The following is a 20,843-nucleotide window of genomic DNA, read 5'->3' as shown; positions in this document are numbered from 1 at the left end:
AATAGAATAATGATATTAAATAAAAACCTCAATTTTATGTATCTTTAAAACAAAAACTATAAAATTGAATTTCCTAAGCGATTTATTTCACCTCTTCTACCCTAAATTATGTGCCAATTGCGAACATTTGTTATTAAAGAATGAAAACGTAATTTGTACTTTATGCAGACACGATTTACCTGAAACAAACTTTACCAATTTTTCTAATAATAAAGTTACGCAAACATTTTATGGCAGAGTTTCTATTGAAAAAGCATATGCTTTATTATTTTTTAGAAAAACAGGTATTACAAAGAAGTTAATACATGAATTAAAGTACAAAGGAAATGAAAATATTGGTGTGTTTTTTGGCAATTGGTTAGGCGAAAAACTGAAAGAAAACAAAGAATTTAAATCGGTAGATTACATTGTACCTGTTCCCATTCATAAAAAAAGAAAACTAGAAAGAGGTTATAACCAAGTTTACAAACTAGCTAAACAACTGAGCAAGCATTTAGAAAAACCACTTGCAAGCAATATTTTAGAAAGAAAATTTTCTGATACTACCCAAACTTTTAAATCTAGATTTGACAGATTTTCTGATTTAGAGCACAAATTTTACATAAATAATACTTCTTCTCTTGAAAATAAACATATTCTATTGGTAGACGATGTAATTACTACAGGTGCAACTTTAGAAGCCTGCGCCAAAGCATTGCAAAAAACTAAAAACATTAAAATAAGCGTTGTTACTATTGCCTTTACAGAATAAAAATTATCTTTTAAATGAAAAATATGTTGTTACTTTGTATCAAATTTATTTTTTGTGAGACTCTATTTTAAGTTTTTATTATTTACTACAAGCATTATATTATTTATTAATTGTGCAAAAACAGGCAGGCCAGATGGTGGTCCTAAAGATGAAAAAGCCCCCTTGTTTGTAATCTCTGAGCCTCCTTATAAATCCATTAACTTTAATAAGAAAGAGATTAAACTTTATTTTAATGAATTTATAAAACTAAAAGATTTAAACAAACAATTAATAGTTTCTCCACCACTAAAAAATCCGCTTTTAATTACCCCACAAGGAACGGCAAGTAAATTTCTAAAAATAGAAATAATAGATACCTTAAAATTAAATACAACTTATATTTTTAATTTTGGTAATGCTGTAGAAGACAATAATGAGAGTAACGTTTTAGAAGGATTTAAATACATATTTTCTACGGGTACATATATAGATTCTTTAACCTCTACTGGTATAATTTCTGACGCATTTAAAAACACCAAGCCCAAAAGAATAGATTTGGCATTGTATAAAATTGATAGTACCTATACAGACTCTATAATTTATAAAGAAAAACCAAACTATGTAACTACGGCTATTGACACCACAGGTTTTAGATTTACAAATTTAAGAAAAGGCAAGTATCTTTTGATAGCTATAGAAGATGCCAGTAGCGATTATATTTTTGATCCAAAAGTAGATAAAATTGGTTTTTATACAGATACGTTACAATTACCTAGAGATAGTATTATAGCAGAAAACATAAGGCTTTTTAAAGAAATACAACCTTATAAATTTAAAAGAGGAAAAGAAATTACAAAAGGTAAAATAGAATTTGGTTATGAAGGTAAAATAAAAGATTTAAAAGTAAATTTACTCTCTAAAGTACCCGATTCTTTTAAAAGCGTTGCAAAATTAGATTTAGAAAAAGACACCTTAAATTACTGGCACACACCCATAGATGCAGATTCTTTAAACTTTACAATTTCTAACGCTAACTTTATAGATTCTGTAACTGTATTTTTAAGAAAAAAGAAAATAGACTCTTTACAATTATCAGCTTCCACTAATAGTGTTTTACATTTTAGAGATACTTTTTTTATAAAAAGTAATAATCCAATAATACACGTAGACACTACCAAAATTATATTTACAGATAAGGATACAATAAATGTAGACTATCGCAAAATGATATCTAAAAAAGAAAACAAAATAGGGTTATTATTTAAGAAAAAAGAAAAAGAACGCTATAAATTACAATTATTACCAGGTGCTATAAGAGATTTATTTGCTGTAAAAAATGATACATTAAATTACAACTTTTCTACTAAAGAATTTGAAGATTATGGAAGAATAACTTTACAAGTAGTAAATAATAAGAATTACAATGTAATAGTAGATTTACTCGCTGATAAAGATAAAATTATAGAACGAAACTACATAAAAAGCACAGAAACACTAATATTTAAACAATTAGAACCTAATAAATATACTTTTAGAGCCATTATTGATAAAAACAATAATAGAATTTGGGATACAGGTAACTTTTTAAAGAAGCAAATGCCAGAAAAAGTGATATACTTTTCAGAAATCTTAAATGTAAGAGCTAACAATTTTTTAGAAGGAAATACTTTTACAATTGAATAATTTGCTATACTTTTGAGTAATTAGCTTAACCCTAAGGCAATTGAAATTACCGATACTAACAATACTGTTTATTTTTTCAATTTTTAAATTGAATGCTCAGTACTTAACACACGATGTTGGGGTATTTCTTGGCTCTACCAGTTTACAAACCGATTATGGAGAACGAGGGCATTTACCTAGTGAATTAAATAATAATAATTTATCTATTACTGTTGCGCACTACTTATCTTTTTACAATAATACTTTGCGTTGGGATCCAAATGATATTTTACAAAATCATTTAATGGTAAAAACAGCTATACAATATGTTACCAATACAAAATTAGAACATCATGGTATTTTTGCCGAAAAACAATCTCCGGAAGGTGAAAGACTAAGAGCCATGAGAGGAGGCGTTAATATATTAAATCTGAGTATGAATGTAGAGTACTTTTTAAAACCTTTAGAGGAATTTGTATATCAAGCATCAGACATCTCTTTTAACCCTTTTGTAAGTTTTGGATTACAATATTCATTTTACAATAACTCATTAGAATCTACCCTTGGAGATTGGAGACAAGACATTACAGTTTTACCTATTAAATACAGAAATGAAGACTTCTTATTTATTGGGTCTGGTGAATCTTTAGGAGTTAATATTGGTATTGGCACGCGATTAAAAATAGCCGAAAAAATAGATTTAGTTGCACAATATAATTACACTTATTTTCTTTCTGATAAAATTGATGGCCTACAAACAGATCGTGTAGAAAACAGAAATAATGAATGGGCACTTGATATACAATTAGGTATTGTATATCATATAAACTTTAGTGGCCCATTATTTTATTAAACTTCTAATTGAATGAGTCAATTAAAAGTTAACGCAGCGCTTAAAGTACAGGCGCTTTTCTAATTATTTAAATAAAAATAGATAAATCAAGGTTTTTGGTTGATAAAATAAAAAGTTTATCATCAAAAGAAATTAAAAAGGGTAAAAAGTGATTTTAAGGAATAATCCTATCTTAAATTTAAAAACACTCATTTTACAGCAATTATATAAGTAAAAAAAAGCAAATAATTCACTTGTAAAAAAAGGTTTTTCTTTTGGACTGCGCTAGCAATTTATTAAGATTAAAGACAAGATTATAATTGAGAAAGGAAGATAAAATATGTAAATTGTTAATTAAAAATACGGGGCTTTAATAATAGTCTTTGATACAAGTTAACTGCAATATTATTTACTATACTAAAGAAATACAGCTAAAAAAAGAAATGGTATACTCAATATAGTTATACTAAGGGATAATATTTACTTATTTTTTATAAAAAAATTGGTAAGTGTTTTGGGATATTTTAAAACATATTTATCTGCTATTTGTAAAGTCTTTGCAACCATTTTCACATCAACTAAAACATTGCGCTTTACTTTTGATGAAATTTTATGTGACGGGAGAATTTTTTTGAACGATTTATTCATTCTTTTTTATAAGGATTGATAAATTTTTATAACCTTTGCTTTCGCTCTTTTCAAACGCATTTTAACAGCACTATCTCCAAGATTTAAAAGCCCCGCTAACTCTTTAATGCTTTTATCATCTTGGTACTTCATTAATAATATCATTTTATCACAAGGGTCTAATATGGTTAAGGCTTTTGCCAATTTAGAAGACTTTAAATCTAATAATGATTTCTCATCATCTTCATCTGCAGTACTTTGTTCTTGAATTACATCTGTAACTACAGTAACTTTTTCATTTTTCTTATAGCTACTTCTTTGAACATAATTTACACAATGGTTATAAGTAAAGGAATACAACCAAGTAGAAAATTTAGAATTACCTTTAAAGCTTCTTAACTTTACAAATAAACTAACAAATATATCTTGCATTAGATCTTCTGCCTCTTGCCTACTTTTAGAAAAACCGTAACATTTATTATATACAACTGTAGAAAAACGATCGTATAAAGTTGCAAATAAATCTGCGTTATTGGTCCTTACAATTTCAAATACTAATTCTTCGTCGGTAATTTTTAATGCTAGTGCTTTCAATGTTTCTGTGTTTTTATGACACGAATAAACAGAATAAGTCACATTTAGAATTTAAAAAAAGATAAACGGTAAAATTAAATCGGTGAATGGTTAAAAAACATCTTTTTATAAATTCGACTTTTCTTCATTTAAAAAAAAAAACAAAAAAAATGTAACAAAAACAGCTTTTGTTACGTATCAATAATTGCGGGTATACTTTAATCATCAAAACAACTCGCATATAAAATATGAGACAGCTTAAAATTACCAAGCAGGTTACCAATAGAGAAACTGCATCACTAGATAAATATTTACAAGAAATAGGTAAAGTAGATTTAATTACTGCAGATGAAGAAGTAGAATTAGCACAACTTATTAAAGCAGGAGACCAAAGAGCTCTAGAAAAACTAACAAAAGCAAACTTACGTTTTGTAGTTTCTGTTGCAAAACAATATCAAAACCAAGGGTTAACTTTACCCGATTTAATTAACGAAGGTAATTTAGGTTTAATTAAAGCAGCAAAACGTTTTGATGAAACTAGAGGTTTTAAATTTATATCTTACGCAGTTTGGTGGATTCGTCAATCTATTTTACAAGCTTTAGCAGAACAATCTCGTATTGTACGTTTACCGTTAAATAAAATTGGTTCTATCAATAAAATTAACAAAATGTATGCGTTCTTAGAGCAAGAAAATGAGCGCCCACCAAGTGCAGAAGAAATTGCTAAGAAATTAGACATGACTGTTAATGACGTAAAAGAATCTATGAAAAATTCTGGACGTCACGTATCTATGGATGCTCCTTTAATTGAAGGTGAAGATTCTAATTTATATGACGTTTTAAACTCTGGTGAATCTCCAAATCCAGATAGAGTTTTATTACACGAATCTTTAAGAATAGAAATAAACAGGGCTTTAGAAACACTTACACCACGTGAAGCAGATGTTGTAAAATTATACTTTGGTTTAGGTGAACACCAACCAATGACTTTAGAAGAAATTGGCGAAACTTTCGATTTAACTCGTGAACGTGTGCGTCAAATTAAAGAAAAAGCAATTAGAAGATTAAAACATACTTCTAGATCTAAAATTTTAATGACTTATTTAGGCTAGAAATCTCAGATTTATCTAAGTAATTTACACATGCTCTTATAAAGTATGTAACATATTTAAAACTCTCAGATTAACTTTTGGGAGTTTTTTTTGAAGCTATCCTGCCTGCCGGCAAGCAGGTTCCAGCTTTACATTCTATCTTTTTTTACCACAAATGGAAGTAAAAAAAGGATGCCATTTCAATCGCGGCTAAACTTGTTTGGCAGCTTTAGCAGTGCAAAACAAATTTTATTCTATTTAAAAACTAATAAAAATCTATTATTTTAAATGTATATCATTTAGCTTACAAATCATATACTTAAAAATTTCTTCTTTCAATTTAAAAATGTTGTTCGTTTTACCATTTCCTTTTCAATAATCATTAAAAAACAACTTTTACAAACCTTAAAAATCACGACAGTCTTTTAGAATATTTAATTAAAAAAACAGCAGCTTTCTTAGTATCTTTGTCAAAAAATAAATCAAAAAATAATGAGTAATTTATTGGCTCCTTCAGTTTTAGCTGCAGATTTTGCAAACCTACAAAGAGATATAGAAATGGTAAATAATAGTGAAGCAGATTGGTTTCACATAGATATTATGGATGGTGTTTTTGTACCAAACATTTCTTTTGGAATGCCTGTTTTAAAAGCAATTACCAAGCATGCTACAAAAACAATAGATGTACATTTAATGATTGTAAATCCAGACCAATACATACAAACTTTTGCAGATTTAGGTGCAGATATTTTAACAGTACATGCAGAAGCCTGCACCCATTTACATAGAACTGTACAAGCCATAAAAGCGGCAGGAATGAAAGCTGGTGTAGCCTTAAACCCACACACACCAATTGCTGTTTTAGAAGATATTATTGTAGATTTAGATTTGGTATGTATAATGAGTGTAAACCCAGGTTTTGGCGGACAATCTTTTATAGAAAATACGTACAAAAAAGTAAGTCAATTAAAACATTTAATTGACTTTTCTAACGCCAATTGCCAAATAGAGATAGATGGTGGTGTTACAGATAAAAATGCCAACCAATTAATAGAAGCTGGTGCAAATGTACTAGTTGCAGGTAGTTATGTTTTTGGAGCAGAAAACCCAACAGAAACTATAGCCGATTTAAAAAACATAATGGCATAAATTGTATGCTGTTGTAGACATAGAAACCACAGGAAATGGCTATAAAGGCCAAAAAATCACAGAAATTTCTGTGCTGGTTTTTAATGGTCAAAAAATTACAAACGAATTTACTTCTTTAGTAAATCCGGAGCAAAATATACCACCGTTTATTACCAATCTAACAGGCATTACAAATGCAATGGTTAGAAACGCACCTAAATTTTATGAAATTGCAGAGCAGGTAGAAAAAATTACAAAAGATTTAATTTTTGTAGCCCACAATGTAAATTTCGATTATAATATTATTAGAGACGAATTCAAAAATTTAGGCTTTGATTGGAAACGCAAAAAACTTTGCACAGTTCGTTTAACAAGAAAAATAGTACCTGGCTTACCTTCTTATAGTTTAGGTAATATCTGTTCTGGAGAAAATATTCCTATAAATGGAAGACACAGAGCAAAAGGAGATGCAGAAGCTACTGTAGAACTGTTAAGAAGACTTATAGAAAGAGATCAAAATTTTATAATCAACTCTTTTTTAAACGCGCGCTCTAAACAAGCTACTTTACCACCATTATTAGACAAACAAACTGTAGATAATTTACCAGAAAATTTTGGTGTTTATTATTTCAAAAATGCAGCAAAAGAAATAATCTATGTAGGTAAAGCAAATAACATCAAACAACGTGTTATTAGTCATTTTTACGATAAAAAGAAAAAAGAGCAACAAATGTGTCTAGAAATCGCACACATTTCTCACCAACAAACTGGTAGCGAGTTGTTGGCACTTCTGCTAGAATCGTCAGAAATTAAAAAACACTACCCTAAATTTAATTTTGCACAAAAAAACAAAAGAGAAGCTATTGGTTTATTTACCTATCAAGACCAAAAAGGTGTGATTCACTTTGCGTTTAACAAACTAAAATTAACGCCAAAACCATTACTTACCTTTTTTACAAATACAGCTTGTAGAAAATTTTTAGAACAAATTTGCGAAGAGTTTACACTTTGCCCTAAATACTGCCATTTACAAACTAATGTTTCCCGTTGTTTTCATCATCAATTAAAAACATGCAAAGGCGTTTGTTGTAATAAAGAAACTGTAGAAAGTTATAATAGTAGAGTAAAACAAGCTATGGCATCTATTAATACAGGTACACAAAGTTTGGTTTTAAAAGAAACTGGCAGAACAGCAAACGAAGTTGGTTTTGCACTTATTTTAGATGGAAGTTACAAGGGAATTGGCTATCTTAATAAAGAGGAAGACGCTTTAATAGCACAACCAAAAGATTACGAAGTTTACATAGAACCTAAAAGAGACAATAGCGATATTCAAAAAATATTAGGTGCATATTTAAGAAAGCAGAAGAAACAAAAGGAAGAAAATGGAAAAATCAGCATATAAAATTAATATTATTGGTGCCGGAATTAGTGGTTTAATTGCAGCACAAATTTTAGAAAATTACGGTTATCATCCTACAATTATAGAAGCTTCTGCAACTGTTGGTGGTCGTGTAAAATCAGACATAGAAAAAGGATACACTTTAGATCATGGTTTTCAAGTTTTATTAACTTCTTATCCTGCAGCTAAAAAATACTTAGATTATAAAGCCCTAAAATTGCAAGAGTTTTTGCCTGGTGCAACTATTTTTAAAAATAACAAAGCACAAACTATTGGTGACCCTTTAAGAAATCTACCGCTACTTTTTCCTACAATATTTGCCAGTATTGGTAATTTTTCAGACAAAATAAAAATATTAAAACTGAATGCCTTTTTAAAGAAAAAGAAAATAGCGGCCATTTTTGCTGAGAAAGAAAAAACAACCTTACAATATCTGCAAGATTATGGTTTTTCGCCTTCAATTATAAATGATTTTTTTACACCATTTTTTAGCGGAATCTTTTTAGAACCTAATTTAGAAACCTCTAGTAGAATGTTTGAGTTTGTTTATAAAATGTTTGGCGATGGTTTAGCTGTTTTACCAAAAAAAGGAATACAAGAAATACCAAACCAACTAAAATCTAAATTAAAAAACACCACATTCTTATTTAACACAAAGGTTAAAGAAGTTAAAGATACTGCAATAGTACTAGAAAACAACAAAACGCTAGCAACGCAAATTACAATTATAGCAACAGACGCAAACCCATTAGTTGCAAACTTAAAAAACCAAGAAACAGCATGGAAAAGTTGTGATACCTTATATTTTGAAACCGAAAATAAAGTAATTAAAAAGCCATTAATAGGCTTAATTGCAAACAAAAATGCTTTAATTAATAACATCTTTTATCATACAAGTATTGCAACCACCATAAAACATGAGCATGACTTATTATCTGTAACTGTGGTAAAAAACCACAATTTAAACGAGGCAGAATTAATTGACAAGGTAACAGAAGAGTTAAAAACACTTTGTAATATAAATGTTAAACAATTTATTAAACACTTTACCATTAAAAAAGCATTACCAAAATTAAGCAACTTACAATATGAAATTTCTAGTACAGAAACCAAGTTAAAATCTACTTTGTTTTTAGCAGGAGATCAGCTGTTAAATGGCTCTTTAAATGCAGCCATGATTTCTGGTGAGAGAGCAGCATTAGGCGTTATACAAACTTTAGAAGATGGTTTAATTGCAGACGAGCTTACATCTGAATATAAATAAGTTAGACCAAACTATGCACTGTGACTTCTAGAAAAAATTGTGTCTAAAAAATAATATAGTTAAAATTATTGTAAATTTGTATTTAAACCCTAATTCTTAAAAATTAGAGTATATAAAATACTGTTTTATAGATAAATGAAAGAGAAAATATAAAAAAAGCAAAAAAACATAATGAAGAATATTACTTCTAACCAAATGCTTAAACAAACCTTTACATTTTTAGTAATGTTTATGTTATTATTAATTTCTGCTACTACTGCAAGTTATGCGCAGTGTGCAGATACTTCAGCAACTGGAGACTGTGATGGTGATGGTATTACAAACGAAATTGACTTAGATGACGATAATGATGGTATTTTCGATATAGTAGAATGTCCTACAGAAGATGTATTTGAATATAACTTAAATATCTTTTCAAGCATTGCCTTAACGCAAACAACAAGTTGCCCTGCTGTTAACTTTGGAGCAATCTGGTTTCGCCAAAATCCTACTTATTATATTGGTAGTCCTAATGATCCTTGTCTTGACCCTTTTGGCACAACAGGTGTAATTACAGATCATACAACGGGCTCTACTAACTCTGGTACGGTAATTGGTATTCAAGCAGGGTCAAGTGGCACAACAACTTTTAATTTTTTAACTGTACTTAGCTTTACAGAAACAGTACTACCAAACAGAGAATATGAATTTGGTTTAGCCCATATGATATGGGGTAGAGAAGATTTAACCACAGTAGATTTCAGAGGAGCAATTCAAATTCTTGTTAACGGCACAGTTATAGAAACTTTACAAGGTGGTGCTGGTTTAGCTTTTGGAGAATGGGAAGAAGATGTCATAACTATCAATTCTGGCAACTCTACCACTTTAAATATAGAAATAAGAGTTCGAAGAGGTCAGACATCATCTGGTAACGATTATCTTTTAGATGACATTACTTTGAGACAAAAAGCAGGACAACCTCTTTGTGATGCTGATGAAGATGGGGTTCCTAATATTCATGACTTGGATTCAGATAATGATGGTATTTTAGATACAGCAGAGTGTGCAGTGCCAGAAGGAAATATTACCTCAGGCAATGGTACTACAACACTTTCTGGAGATTTTACCTCCCCTTCAGGAGCCTCGTCAAATTTTTCAATTGTATCAGATCATAATACAAATCAATTTAATAACGGAGTAATCAGTGGTTTGCAATTGTTCTGGAATCAAGGTAATAATCAAACGCATAATATGACAATTAGTATTGATCAGGCAACAAACGGGAGTCTTTACGGTATTCGTGTAGGGAGTAAAGCGCCAAATGTTAATACTATATTAAGTCAAATAACCAAAGACATAAATATAACTTGGCCTGGAGGAACAGAAGCAATTATTTTTGACCCTAATAACGAAATAACAGGTTTTACTACTGGAGATCGTATAGATTCTGGTCAAGTTTTAACCATTGCTGGTGGGCTTTTAGTAAATTCTAATTGGAGTATTTTTATTGACTTATCTGGCGTAAATAATTTTCCAATAGATATAGGCTTTAATAGTAATAGCGTTCCCGGCCAAATAGTAAGTGAAGCAATGGCTTTTGATATTATTTTAGATTGCGATTCGGATAATGATGGCTTATCTAATATTTTTGATTTAGATTCTGATAACGACGGCATACCAGATAACGTAGAAGCACAAACTACTATTGGTTATGTAGAACCAAGTGGAATTGGTGCAGGAATTGCAGATGCAAACGATAATGGTGTAGATGATAATTATGAAAATGGAACGATAATTGGTATAACCCCAGAAGACACAGATAATGATAACGAACCTGACTTTTTAGATACAGATACCGATAATGATGGAATTCTAGACATTCAAGAAAATGGAGATACCACTAATAATAGTATTTTAGACATTACCGCAGACGCAGATAATGATGGTATTAACGATATTTTTGATGATAATGATGATGCTGCTGCTTTAGGATCTACTGTAAATGATGGTGTAGGTGCAAATGATACCGTTACAGGTTCTACATCTTTAGAGGATGCATTTAATGATGAAGATGGAGATTTTAACCCGGGTAATGGAGATTTAGACTTTAGAGATCTTGTCATAAACGCTGTAAATGATGCTGTAACTGTAATAGAAGGTTTAGAGAATATTAATGTACTTGATGTATTACTTAATGATACTATTGCAGGAGTACAAGCAACAACCAGTAATACAGACCTCACGCAATTAAGTACAATTAATGCCGGAGTTACAGTAAACAATTCAGGGCAAGTAAATGTGGCAAGTAACGTTCCAGATGGAGTTTATGTAATTAACTACCAGATTTGTGAAAGCGGAACAAGCAATTGTGAAGTTGCAGTGGTTTCAGTTACGGTATTAAATGATAATGATGGCGACCAAATACCAGACACTACAGATTTAGATGACGATAATGATGGTATTTTAGATACTAATGAAGGATATACAGCCCCTTCTTTAATTACAACACCAACTGTTATCGATTTTTCAAATGTTACCTCTGGCTCTGCAACAACAGGTAATCTAGGAGTTATAGAAAGTTGTAACAACGTAGATCTTTCAGCTAATTATAATTTTACACAGATAATAGGAGATGCACCAAACTTAAGAGTAGATACTGGAAGTAATCAACTTGTTATTGATTATGTTGGGACCAGTGGAACCGCACTAATAACCTATACCTTTTCTCAAAACGTTAATGTTACTATCGGTCTTAGAAGTAATAATTCTAATGAATCTGTAACATTTATAACACCATACGATAATATTATACCAGGTCCTCAGAGTACTATAGTAAACGCAGGCCCCCCAGTTGTTTGGAATAATAATAATGATCCAAACCAAACATTTTTCGAATTTATAGGAGTTTCTAGTGTTACTTTAGGCATTGAGGGTGATAATCTTGTTCAACGTCAAACTATTACTGTATCCAATTTTACAGGAAATGCATCTTGTACAGATAGTGATGGTGATACCTTCCCAAACTTTTTAGACTCAGACTCAGATAATGATGGTATACCAGATAACGTAGAGGCACAAACTACTGCTGGCTATATAGAACCAAGTGGCATAGGCACAGGAATAACAGATTCAAACGATAATGGTGTAGATGATAATTATGAAAATGCGAGTGGAACTGGGTTAACTCCTATAAATACAGATAATAGCGACGAACCTGATTTTTTAGATACAGATACAGATAATGATGGAATTCCAGATATTGAAGAAAATGGAGATGCTATTAACAATAGTATATTAGACAATAATGCAGACGCAGATGGTGATGGTATTAACGATATTTTTGATGATAACGATGATGCTGCTACTTTAGGATCTACTGTAAATGATGGTGTAGGTGCAAATGATACCGTTACAGATTCAACATCTTTAGAAGATGCCTTTAACGATCAAGATGGAGATTTTAACCCGGGTAATGGAGATTTAGACTTTAGAGATGATGAAAATAATGACAATGATGGAGATGGTATTTCTGATGCTGTAGATTTAGATGATGATAATGATGGTATTTTAGATACAGAAGAGGGACAGTGTACGGATATAGTAATTCCTGGAGCTAACGGTTTCTTAGCTACAGACATAAATGATGTAGCAAGAGAATCTGATGCTATTGATGGTATTAATGATCAATCGGCATCACTATTTCGCGATGGCTCAATTTTACAAATAACATTAAGAAGTGGTTCTGCACCAGTGCAAGCAGGTACAAATATTGCTATTGTTTCAGAAATATTTGATGTTAATTCTGGGAATATAATGACAATTACAGAATCTACAGATGGTGTAAATTTTGTAAATCCGCAAAACATTACGTTTACAGCTCAAAATATTTTTATTACAACTAATTATACACTTACTACTAACGCAACTGATATTAGAATTACGTACACCGAGGTTTCAAGTAATTTAAATATAGACAATGTAAGTTATAGTGCTTTTACAGAAGCCTGTAATACAAGTATAGATACAGATGGAGATGGTATACCAGATTACTTAGATCTAGATTCAGATAATGATGGTATACCAGATAACGTAGAGGCACAAACTACTGCTGGCTATATAGAACCAAGTGGCATAGGCACAGGAATTACAGATGCAAACAATAATGGTGTAGATGATAATTATGAAAATGGAACGGTAATTGGTATAAGCCCAGAAGACACAGATAATGATAACGAACCTGACTTTTTAGATACAGATACCGATAATGATGGAATTCTAGACATTCAAGAAAATGGAGATACCACTAATAATAGTATTTTAGACATTACCGCAGACGCAGATAGTGATGGTATTAACGATATTTTTGATGATAATGATGATACCGCTACTTTAGGATCAACTGTAAATGATGGTGTAGGTGCAAATGATACCGTTACAGATTCAACATCTTTAGAAGATGCCTTTAACGATGAAGATGGGGATTTTAACCCGGGTAATGGAGATTTAGACTTTAGAGATTCAGTAATAGCTGATGATATCATGATAACACAAGTTTACCAATTTGGCACAGAACGTTGGATAGAAATTACAAATATAAGCAGCGCAAATACACTACCTGCCAATACTATTAATATCCAATTGTATAAAGACCGAACAACAGAACCTCTAGGTGTTTTACCAGACGTAACCCTAAGTATTACCTCTGCAATTTTACCGGGTCAATCTGTATTAATTAGAAATTCTGCTAATACAATTACAAATACTACCCCTAGTACACCAGCTGCAAATGCTATTATTATAGAAAATAATGCTTTAACAGATATTGCAGATGGTGATGACATTATTACGATCTCGAGTAGCGGAAATGAATCTTCTTGGAGCAATCGTTTTGATGTTGTTTCCAACATTGAAAATAACACCTCTCTGGTTAGAATAGATGAAACACTAATACCTAATATCACTTTTGCAACAGAAGAATGGATAACATTTATAGATGATTCTATTTTACCTTTTGGTAACCCATTGGCAGATCCAAATGATGGCAGACATCCACACGCTCCTTTGGTTTCAGAAGTTATAAATGCTAACACGAATGCAAATACATTATTAGGTTTACATCGTATAAATGTCACAACAAGAACAGCTAATAATTGGAGTAATGGAGCCCCAGATCGTTCTCGTGCTGTGGTTATAAACGAAGATTACAACCACAATTCAGGAACATTAAGCGCTAGAGAATTAACCGTAAATAACAATACTAAGCTAGGTATTACAGACAACTTACTAGTGGTAACTAACGATGTGGTTTTAAACGGAGAAATAAGGTTAATAGATGCATCAAGCAATAGTAGAGCGCAATTTATACAGACACATGAATCTGCTAGTTTAGTTACTGCCGGTTCTAATGGTAAACTATTAGTAGACCAAAACTCTACGGTACCTAGTATTTATAGGTTTAATTATATAGGCTCTCCCGTAAAAGAGGTTTCTGGTGCAGCAACTTATACTATTGGTAATGTTTTAAAAGATGGTACTACACCAACTAATTTTTCTGGTACAATAAACACAACCATTGCTAAAAACATTAATTTTGTTGGAGGTTATGATGGGGATACACAAGATCCAATTCAACTTGCAAATTATTGGCTATTTAGCTTTGCTCCTGCTAATGGAGCTGTAGCTAATTGGATACAGAAAGGGAGTAATGGGGTGTTAGGTAATGCTGATGGATTTATATTTAAAGGGCCAGGTAGAGCTCAAAACTACACCTTTTTAGGAGTTCCAAAGGACGGAAATATTACCTCAAATATTGGTGCAAGTGAATCCTATTTAATTGCAAACCCTTACGCTTCTGCACTAAGTGTAAAAGAATTTATAGAAGACAATCTTGATGCTACAACAGGTGTATTGTATTTTTGGGAGCATGTTAGTGAACTAGATACATCTGGACCTACCACAGGTCATAATTTTGCAGGTTATATTGGAGGCTATGCAACAAGAAATATAACCACTGGTGTTAGTGCTATAAATGTTGCACAAAATGGATCTGGCCCAAAAGACATTACTTTACCCGCTAACACTGCAACTATTACTAACGGTTTATTACAAACAGTGCTAGATGGCGCTACCAATATTAATGTAGCTTCTTTAACCACAACAAATTCTTTATTAACTTTTACAAATATACCTAGTAGTGTAGAGAATTTAATTATAAGATATAGAACTACTTCTCTAGATTCTGTAAGCGTAAATATTTTAGAGAACGGAAACGGAGTTTTAAAGAAAAACGGCACAAGTGTAACTAGCTTAAAAATTCCTAGCAGTAGTACTTTTAGAACTTTTGAATTTAATGCATGTGTGGTTTCAGGTAGTGATATTAGCATAATTAATTTAGACAGTTTACCTATAGAAATAGAATACTTAAATGCAGTTGATACAGATGGTTTAGTAGCTTGTGCACCAAATGTAGGAACACCAGGCACATTTACTTATAGAGATCCAGAACCTTATGTTGCCATAGGACAAGGATTTTTTGTTGGTGGAGATAATGATGGTGGTTCTATAACTTTTAACAACAGCCAAAGACAATATGTTACAGAAGGTACAGGCAACTCAATATTTTTTAAAGCCGAAACAAAAGCTAGAAAGTCTGCTAAAACTTCTGAGAACGAAACAGCAACACTGCCTATTATAAAATTAGGTATGGACTTTAAAAATGAAATAGATAATAGAACTTATCACAGACAGATAGCTGTATCATTTAGTTCTTTTACCTCTTTTTCATATGACAAAGGATATGATGCTCAAATGTTTGATACGGGTACTACAGATATCTATTGGAAATTCCCTAGTTTAGAGGGTAACTTTGTAATTACAGGGGTACAATCTATTTCTGATGAGTTAGAGATTCCTTTAGAACTTAAAATGTCTTATTCTGGAACAGTTGATTTAATGATTGATGAATTAAAAAATGTACCTGCTAAAAATCTATATATTATAGATAAGGTTACAGGAGATTCTTATGAGATCAGTAAAAATAGCATTACATTAAATTTAGCAGAAGGAACTTATACAGATAGATTTTTCCTTGCTTTTAAACCGTTAAAAACACTGACGGTAAATGAAGAAGTTATTAGCGCTTTTACAAATATGTATGTTGATAATAACAACAACACTGTAGTAGTTACTAAAAAGGAACAAATAAGCGTAAATAAAGTGCAGCTTTATGATATTTTAGGTAAAGAAATTGCATCTTGGAAAATAAATGAACAACAAGAGAAATACGAATTAAAAATTAATAAAAAACTACCTACTGGTTTTTACATTATAAATGTAAAGACTGATAAAGGAAAGTCTAACAGAAAAGTATTGATTGAATAATTTAAAATTCTAGTATAAAAAAAAAGCGACCAAGATTTGGTCGCTTTTTTTTGTGACTCCAGCAGGATTCAAACCTGCAACCCTCAGAGCCGAAATCTGATATTCTATTCAGTTGAACTATGGAGCCATTATTTAACGATTAGGCAAATAAAATCAAGAAAGTGACAACAATTTTTAAACGTAATTAACGTGAATTCGATCTTAAATACACCGTTTGTAAGTCAATTATAATATTTAAAACTAATCTAATTTCAATTTTAAGGATAAATCAATTTAAATACGAGATTTCTCAACTACACTTCGCTACGTTTGAAATGACAAACAAAAAAAATTGAACTGCATAAAAATGTAAACTACAATAGTTTTATCAAAAATCACTTTAATTAATTTGACAAATGCTTTTTTACTAATGTAGAAATGGTTTTACCATCTGCCTGACCAGCTAGCTCTTTTGACACCATACCCATTACTTTACCCATATCCTTCATACCTTCTGCACCAGATTTTGCAATAGTAGCAACAACTACTTTTTCAATGGCTTCCTCAGAAAGAGATTCTGGTAAAAATTGTTCTAAAATAGCAAGTTCTGCCAATTCTGGCTCGGCTAAATCTTCTCTACCTTGTTTTACAAAAATAGCAGCACTGTCTTTTCTTTGCTTTACTTGTTTTTGAATAATTTTTATTTCCTGTTCTTCTGTTAATTCTGTTTGTATGCCTGTTTCTGTTTTAGCTAATAAAAAGGCAGATTTTACAGCTCTTAAAGCTTGTAAGGCAACTGTATCTTTTGCCTTCATTGCCTCTTTCATTTTATCCATTACTTGCTTTTGCAAACTCATATTTTTTCGTTTTAAATTATATACTATTTACTTAAAATCAATTAAAAATTAATTTTCAACTTATAATCTTTTTTCGCTTTTCGCAGGAATAATACATTTTTATTATAATCTATAATGGCTTTTCCTCTTTCCAATATATCTGCACCAATAATACCATCTACCTTTTTGGCATTATGATTTTCTAGTGCTGTATTTACATGTGACAAGTCAAACAATACCAAATTAAAATCTTTAATTTTCCACTTATCTATTTGTAAACTATTGTTTTCAGAAATTTGGGTTTCCATATCTGTTGCTCCTGCACCTGCTGCTTTAGTTTCGCTTTCTTTGGCTAATAGATTAAAATGTGCTATTGCATTTAAACCTACGCACGAATTAGAGGCACCAGTATCTAAAATAAAGCGCCCTTTAACTCCATTTATTTTAGCTTTTAACTCTAAATGATTGGTAGCAATTTTCTTTAACTTTATTTGCTTAAACTTTTGCTTTTTTAAGATTTTTTTTAACCTTTTCATAAATACAGATTCTATACATCAAAAATACAATTTAAAAAATGCATCCTAAACTATCTCAATAATATTTCTTCTAATTTCTCTTTGTACGTTTTAAATTCTTTTAAATTATGGTGCGTACCTTGCTCTATAATTAAAAGTGTTTTATTTTCTGAATTGGTTAATTGGTATAATGCTTTAGAATCTTTAAAGGCAGTAGTTTTATCTAAAATACCATGAAATAAGCTCACAGGGCAAATAACATCTGGAAGATATAAAAAAGTGTTAAATTTATATTTTAATAAGCTGTAAGGTTTTAATTTAAACTTGTATTGCACTGCATTACTCAAACTATAAAACGGAGCTTCTAAAATTAGTTCTTTAGGCTTATTTTTTGCAGCTACTCTTGTCGCAAAAGTAGTTCCCATAGAAAACCCATAAAGTACAATTTCACTCTCTAAATAGGTGTTTTTTAAATAATCATATACCTTAAGCGCATCTGTGTACATGCCTTCTTCATTAAAAACACCTGTACTCTTGCCATACTTTCTATAATCATACACTAAAACATCATAATTGTATTTCATTAAAAAAGAAACTTTATTACCCCATTTTTTCAAATTCCCTTCATTTCCATGAAAAAATAAAATAACGCCTTTAGGCTCTTTATGTTTAAAATGAAGTGCATTAATAATAGTATTTGGCGCCGTTTGTAGAAACAATTCTTCAAAATTATATTTAAATGAGTATTTATAGTTCTTATCTAATTTAGCTCTGTTTAAAAAAATAAGATGCTCTTGCCCAATATAAAGTAGGATTATAGACACAAGAATTATCAAAAAAAAACTTAAAGCGTATAACATATAATATTGTGGTTAGTAAATCTATTAATTTTTATAGCATCTAGATAATAAAATTAACATTTACTCATTTGTTTGATATTGCATTAATTATTATTTTTAAAAAGTAAAAATTTCAAATATGAATACTCCATATAGATTAGAACAAGCGCTTATTAAACTATACAACGCTTTTCATAATAAGAAACTAAACCCAGAAGATTGCACGGCTTGTGCAGTTGGCAATATCTTAGACAACTTAGATAGTTGGAAACATCTTTCTAACGATCATGGTTCTCTTAAATTAAGCTATGTTGGTCGTGTTCATCAAAATCTAGGCAGAAAATTTAATGGATATACCCCATTAGAAATTTTAGAAATAGAGAAAATATTTTTAGAGGCTTGTGGCTTTAAAACGCCATTATGCCATTATAATAAAAAACCTATAAACGGTAGTTCTGACGAAACATTATTTAACGGTTTATGCGCTGTAATTAGTTATTTATGTAAACTAGATAATTTGCCAAACGTAATGGATTATTCTAAGCTGTTTGAGCGTGAAAACGGATCTCCAGTATATCATTTAGAAACCGTTTTAACCAACTAAAGTGTAAAAGAACATACTTAAACCTATTAAAAAGGCCAATACAAAAATGTATTGGCCTTTTTAATTTCTAATGTATTAACACTTTAAAGTCTATCCTCCAAAGTCATCAAAACGGATATTTTCATCTGCAATACCAAAATCTTCTCCCATTTTCTGAACAGCTTGGTTCATTAATGGTGGTCCACAGAAATACAATTCAATATCTTCTGGAGCTTCATGATGATTTAAATAGTTTTCGATTACACAATTATGTATAAATCCAACAAAACCATCTCCTGCTTCATCATTAATATCTTTTTTAACTTTCCAATTGTCTGCTTCTAAAGGCTCAGATAAAGCTAAATAAAATTTAAAGTTAGGGAAATCTTTTTCTAATGCTCTAAAGTGATCTATATAAAATAACTCTGCTTTTGAACGACCACCATACCAATACGTTACTTTTCTACCAGTTTTAATAGTTCTAAATAATTGGTATAAATGAGAACGCATTGGAGCCATACCAGCTCCACCACCAACATAAAGCATTTCTGCTTCAGATTCGTTGATAAAGAATTCTCCATAAGGACCAGAAATAACACACTTGTCTCCTTTTTTCAAATTGAAAATATAAGAAGATGCAACTCCAGGATTTACATCCATCCAGCCACCTTTAGCTCTATCAAAAGGAGGTGTTGCAATACGTACATTTAACATAATTTCTCTACCTTCTGCTGGGTAAGAAGCCATAGAATATGCTCTTTCTACAGTTTCTGTATTTTTCATTACCAATGGTCTTAAGTTAAACTTATCCCATTCTCCTTCAAATTTGTCTGCTGTATCATGCTCTTCTGGGTGCGCAGTAATATCCATGTCTGCAAACTTAACTTCACAAGGTGGTATTTCAATTTGAATATAACCTCCTGCTTTATAACCCATATCTTCTGGTATTTCTACCACAAATTCTTTAATAAAAGAGGCCACATTGTAGTTTCTAACTACAACTGCATCCCATTTCTTAATTCCAAAAACTTCTTCTGGAATAGAAATATTCATATCTTGCTTCACTTTAACCTGACATGCTAAACGTGCCCCATCTTTTAACTCTTTTCTAGAAAAGTGTGGCACTTCTGTTGGTAAAGCTTCTCCTCCACCTTCTGTAACGTGGCATTCACATTGAATACAAGTTCCACCTCCACCACAAGCAGATGGCAAAAATATTTTGTTACTTCCTAATGTAGTTAATAGCGAATCACCAGAGGCAACTTCTATTTCTCTTTCTCCATTAATCATGATCTTTACAGGACCAGATGGAGATAATTTCTGTTTTACAACTAATAACAAAGTTATTAGCAATAAAGCGATTATTAAAAATGCGACCACTGTTGCAATAACAGTTCCTGTAGTACCTGCTGCTAAAATCATA

At 30.9% G+C, this 20,843-nt stretch carries 14 protein-coding genes and 1 tRNA gene; 9 read left to right on the top strand and 6 right to left on the bottom strand.

The features are described from left to right. The first annotated feature begins 64 nt into the window (after positions 1 to 64). The 3 genes from Q0684_RS00770 (at position 65) to Q0684_RS00760 (ending at position 3,245) form a co-directional block, all read left to right on the top strand. Positions 65 to 751 carry a ComF family protein gene (locus tag Q0684_RS00770; protein WP_299012134.1) on the top strand — a complete coding sequence of 229 codons (687 nt, stop codon included), beginning with the start codon at positions 65 to 67 and terminating at the stop codon, positions 749 to 751. A gap of 54 nt (positions 752 to 805) precedes the next feature. Then, positions 806 to 2,413 carry an Ig-like domain-containing protein gene (locus tag Q0684_RS00765; protein WP_299012133.1) on the top strand — a complete coding sequence of 536 codons (1,608 nt, stop codon included), beginning with the start codon at positions 806 to 808 and terminating at the stop codon, positions 2,411 to 2,413. A gap of 88 nt (positions 2,414 to 2,501) precedes the next feature. After that, on the top strand, positions 2,502 to 3,245 hold the full coding sequence (locus tag Q0684_RS00760) for a hypothetical protein (RefSeq protein ID WP_299012132.1): 744 nt from the start codon (positions 2,502 to 2,504) through the stop codon (positions 3,243 to 3,245). Between the two features lie 633 nt (positions 3,246 to 3,878). Here Q0684_RS00760 and Q0684_RS00755 read toward each other — a convergent pair. Next, the gene (locus Q0684_RS00755; protein WP_299012131.1) at positions 3,879 to 4,445 is read right to left on the bottom strand and encodes a sigma-70 family RNA polymerase sigma factor; all 567 of its coding nucleotides are present in this window, start codon (positions 4,443 to 4,445) and stop codon (positions 3,879 to 3,881) included. A 227-nt stretch (positions 4,446 to 4,672) separates the two neighbouring features. Here Q0684_RS00755 and Q0684_RS00750 point away from each other — a divergent pair, with 227 nt between their 5' ends. The 5 genes from Q0684_RS00750 (at position 4,673) to Q0684_RS00730 (ending at position 16,668) form a co-directional block, all read left to right on the top strand. After that, positions 4,673 to 5,536 (top strand): RNA polymerase sigma factor RpoD/SigA, encoded by an 864-nt coding sequence (locus tag Q0684_RS00750; RefSeq protein WP_018942691.1) that lies wholly within the window; start codon positions 4,673 to 4,675, stop codon positions 5,534 to 5,536. Between the two features lie 471 nt (positions 5,537 to 6,007). Next, the gene (rpe, locus tag Q0684_RS00745; protein ID WP_299012130.1) at positions 6,008 to 6,664 is read left to right on the top strand and encodes a ribulose-phosphate 3-epimerase; all 657 of its coding nucleotides are present in this window, start codon (positions 6,008 to 6,010) and stop codon (positions 6,662 to 6,664) included. A 1-nt stretch (position 6,665) separates the two neighbouring features. Further along, entirely contained in the window at positions 6,666 to 8,048 is a 1,383-nt protein-coding gene (locus Q0684_RS00740) for an exonuclease domain-containing protein (RefSeq protein ID WP_299012129.1), read from the top strand. After that, entirely contained in the window at positions 8,029 to 9,309 is a 1,281-nt protein-coding gene (locus Q0684_RS00735; protein ID WP_299012128.1) for an FAD-dependent oxidoreductase, read from the top strand. The genes Q0684_RS00740 and Q0684_RS00735 overlap by 20 nt, the downstream gene beginning before the upstream one ends. A 171-nt stretch (positions 9,310 to 9,480) precedes the next feature. Next, a complete protein-coding gene (locus Q0684_RS00730) occupies positions 9,481 to 16,668 on the top strand; it encodes a T9SS type A sorting domain-containing protein (RefSeq protein ID WP_299012127.1) in 7,188 nt (2,395 codons plus the stop codon). A gap of 53 nt (positions 16,669 to 16,721) precedes the next feature. Here Q0684_RS00730 and Q0684_RS00725 read toward each other — a convergent pair. The 4 genes from Q0684_RS00725 to Q0684_RS00710 all read right to left on the bottom strand — a co-directional run bounded on the left by Q0684_RS00725 (position 16,722) and on the right by Q0684_RS00710 (position 18,822). After that, a tRNA-Arg gene (locus Q0684_RS00725) sits at positions 16,722 to 16,795 on the bottom strand. Between the two features lie 256 nt (positions 16,796 to 17,051). Continuing rightward, the gene (locus tag Q0684_RS00720) at positions 17,052 to 17,504 is read right to left on the bottom strand and encodes a GatB/YqeY domain-containing protein (protein ID WP_299012126.1); all 453 of its coding nucleotides are present in this window, start codon (positions 17,502 to 17,504) and stop codon (positions 17,052 to 17,054) included. Positions 17,505 to 17,545: 41 nt separating this feature from the next. Continuing rightward, positions 17,546 to 18,019, bottom strand: coding sequence for a retropepsin-like aspartic protease (locus Q0684_RS00715; protein WP_299012125.1), 474 nt, complete (start codon positions 18,017 to 18,019; stop codon positions 17,546 to 17,548). A 50-nt stretch (positions 18,020 to 18,069) separates the two neighbouring features. Beyond that, on the bottom strand, positions 18,070 to 18,822 hold the full coding sequence (locus Q0684_RS00710) for an alpha/beta hydrolase (protein ID WP_299012124.1): 753 nt from the start codon (positions 18,820 to 18,822) through the stop codon (positions 18,070 to 18,072). A gap of 154 nt (positions 18,823 to 18,976) precedes the next feature. Here Q0684_RS00710 and Q0684_RS00705 point away from each other — a divergent pair, with 154 nt between their 5' ends. Then, positions 18,977 to 19,441 (top strand): Na(+)-translocating NADH-quinone reductase subunit F, encoded by a 465-nt coding sequence (locus Q0684_RS00705; RefSeq protein ID WP_299012123.1) that lies wholly within the window; start codon positions 18,977 to 18,979, stop codon positions 19,439 to 19,441. Between the two features lie 90 nt (positions 19,442 to 19,531). Here the strand turns inward: Q0684_RS00705 and nqrF are convergent, their stop codons facing one another. Beyond that, positions 19,532 to 20,842 carry an NADH:ubiquinone reductase (Na(+)-transporting) subunit F gene (nqrF, locus tag Q0684_RS00700; RefSeq protein WP_299012122.1) on the bottom strand — a complete coding sequence of 437 codons (1,311 nt, stop codon included), beginning with the start codon at positions 20,840 to 20,842 and terminating at the stop codon, positions 19,532 to 19,534. Between the last annotated feature and the right edge of the window lies 1 nt (position 20,843).

Origin of the sequence: uncultured Polaribacter sp. (genome assembly GCF_947503875.1) — a bacterium.
Taxonomy (GTDB): domain Bacteria; phylum Bacteroidota; class Bacteroidia; order Flavobacteriales; family Flavobacteriaceae; genus Polaribacter.
Note: the sequence above shows the minus strand (reverse complement) of the source record. Positions and strands in the feature narration are given on the sequence as shown.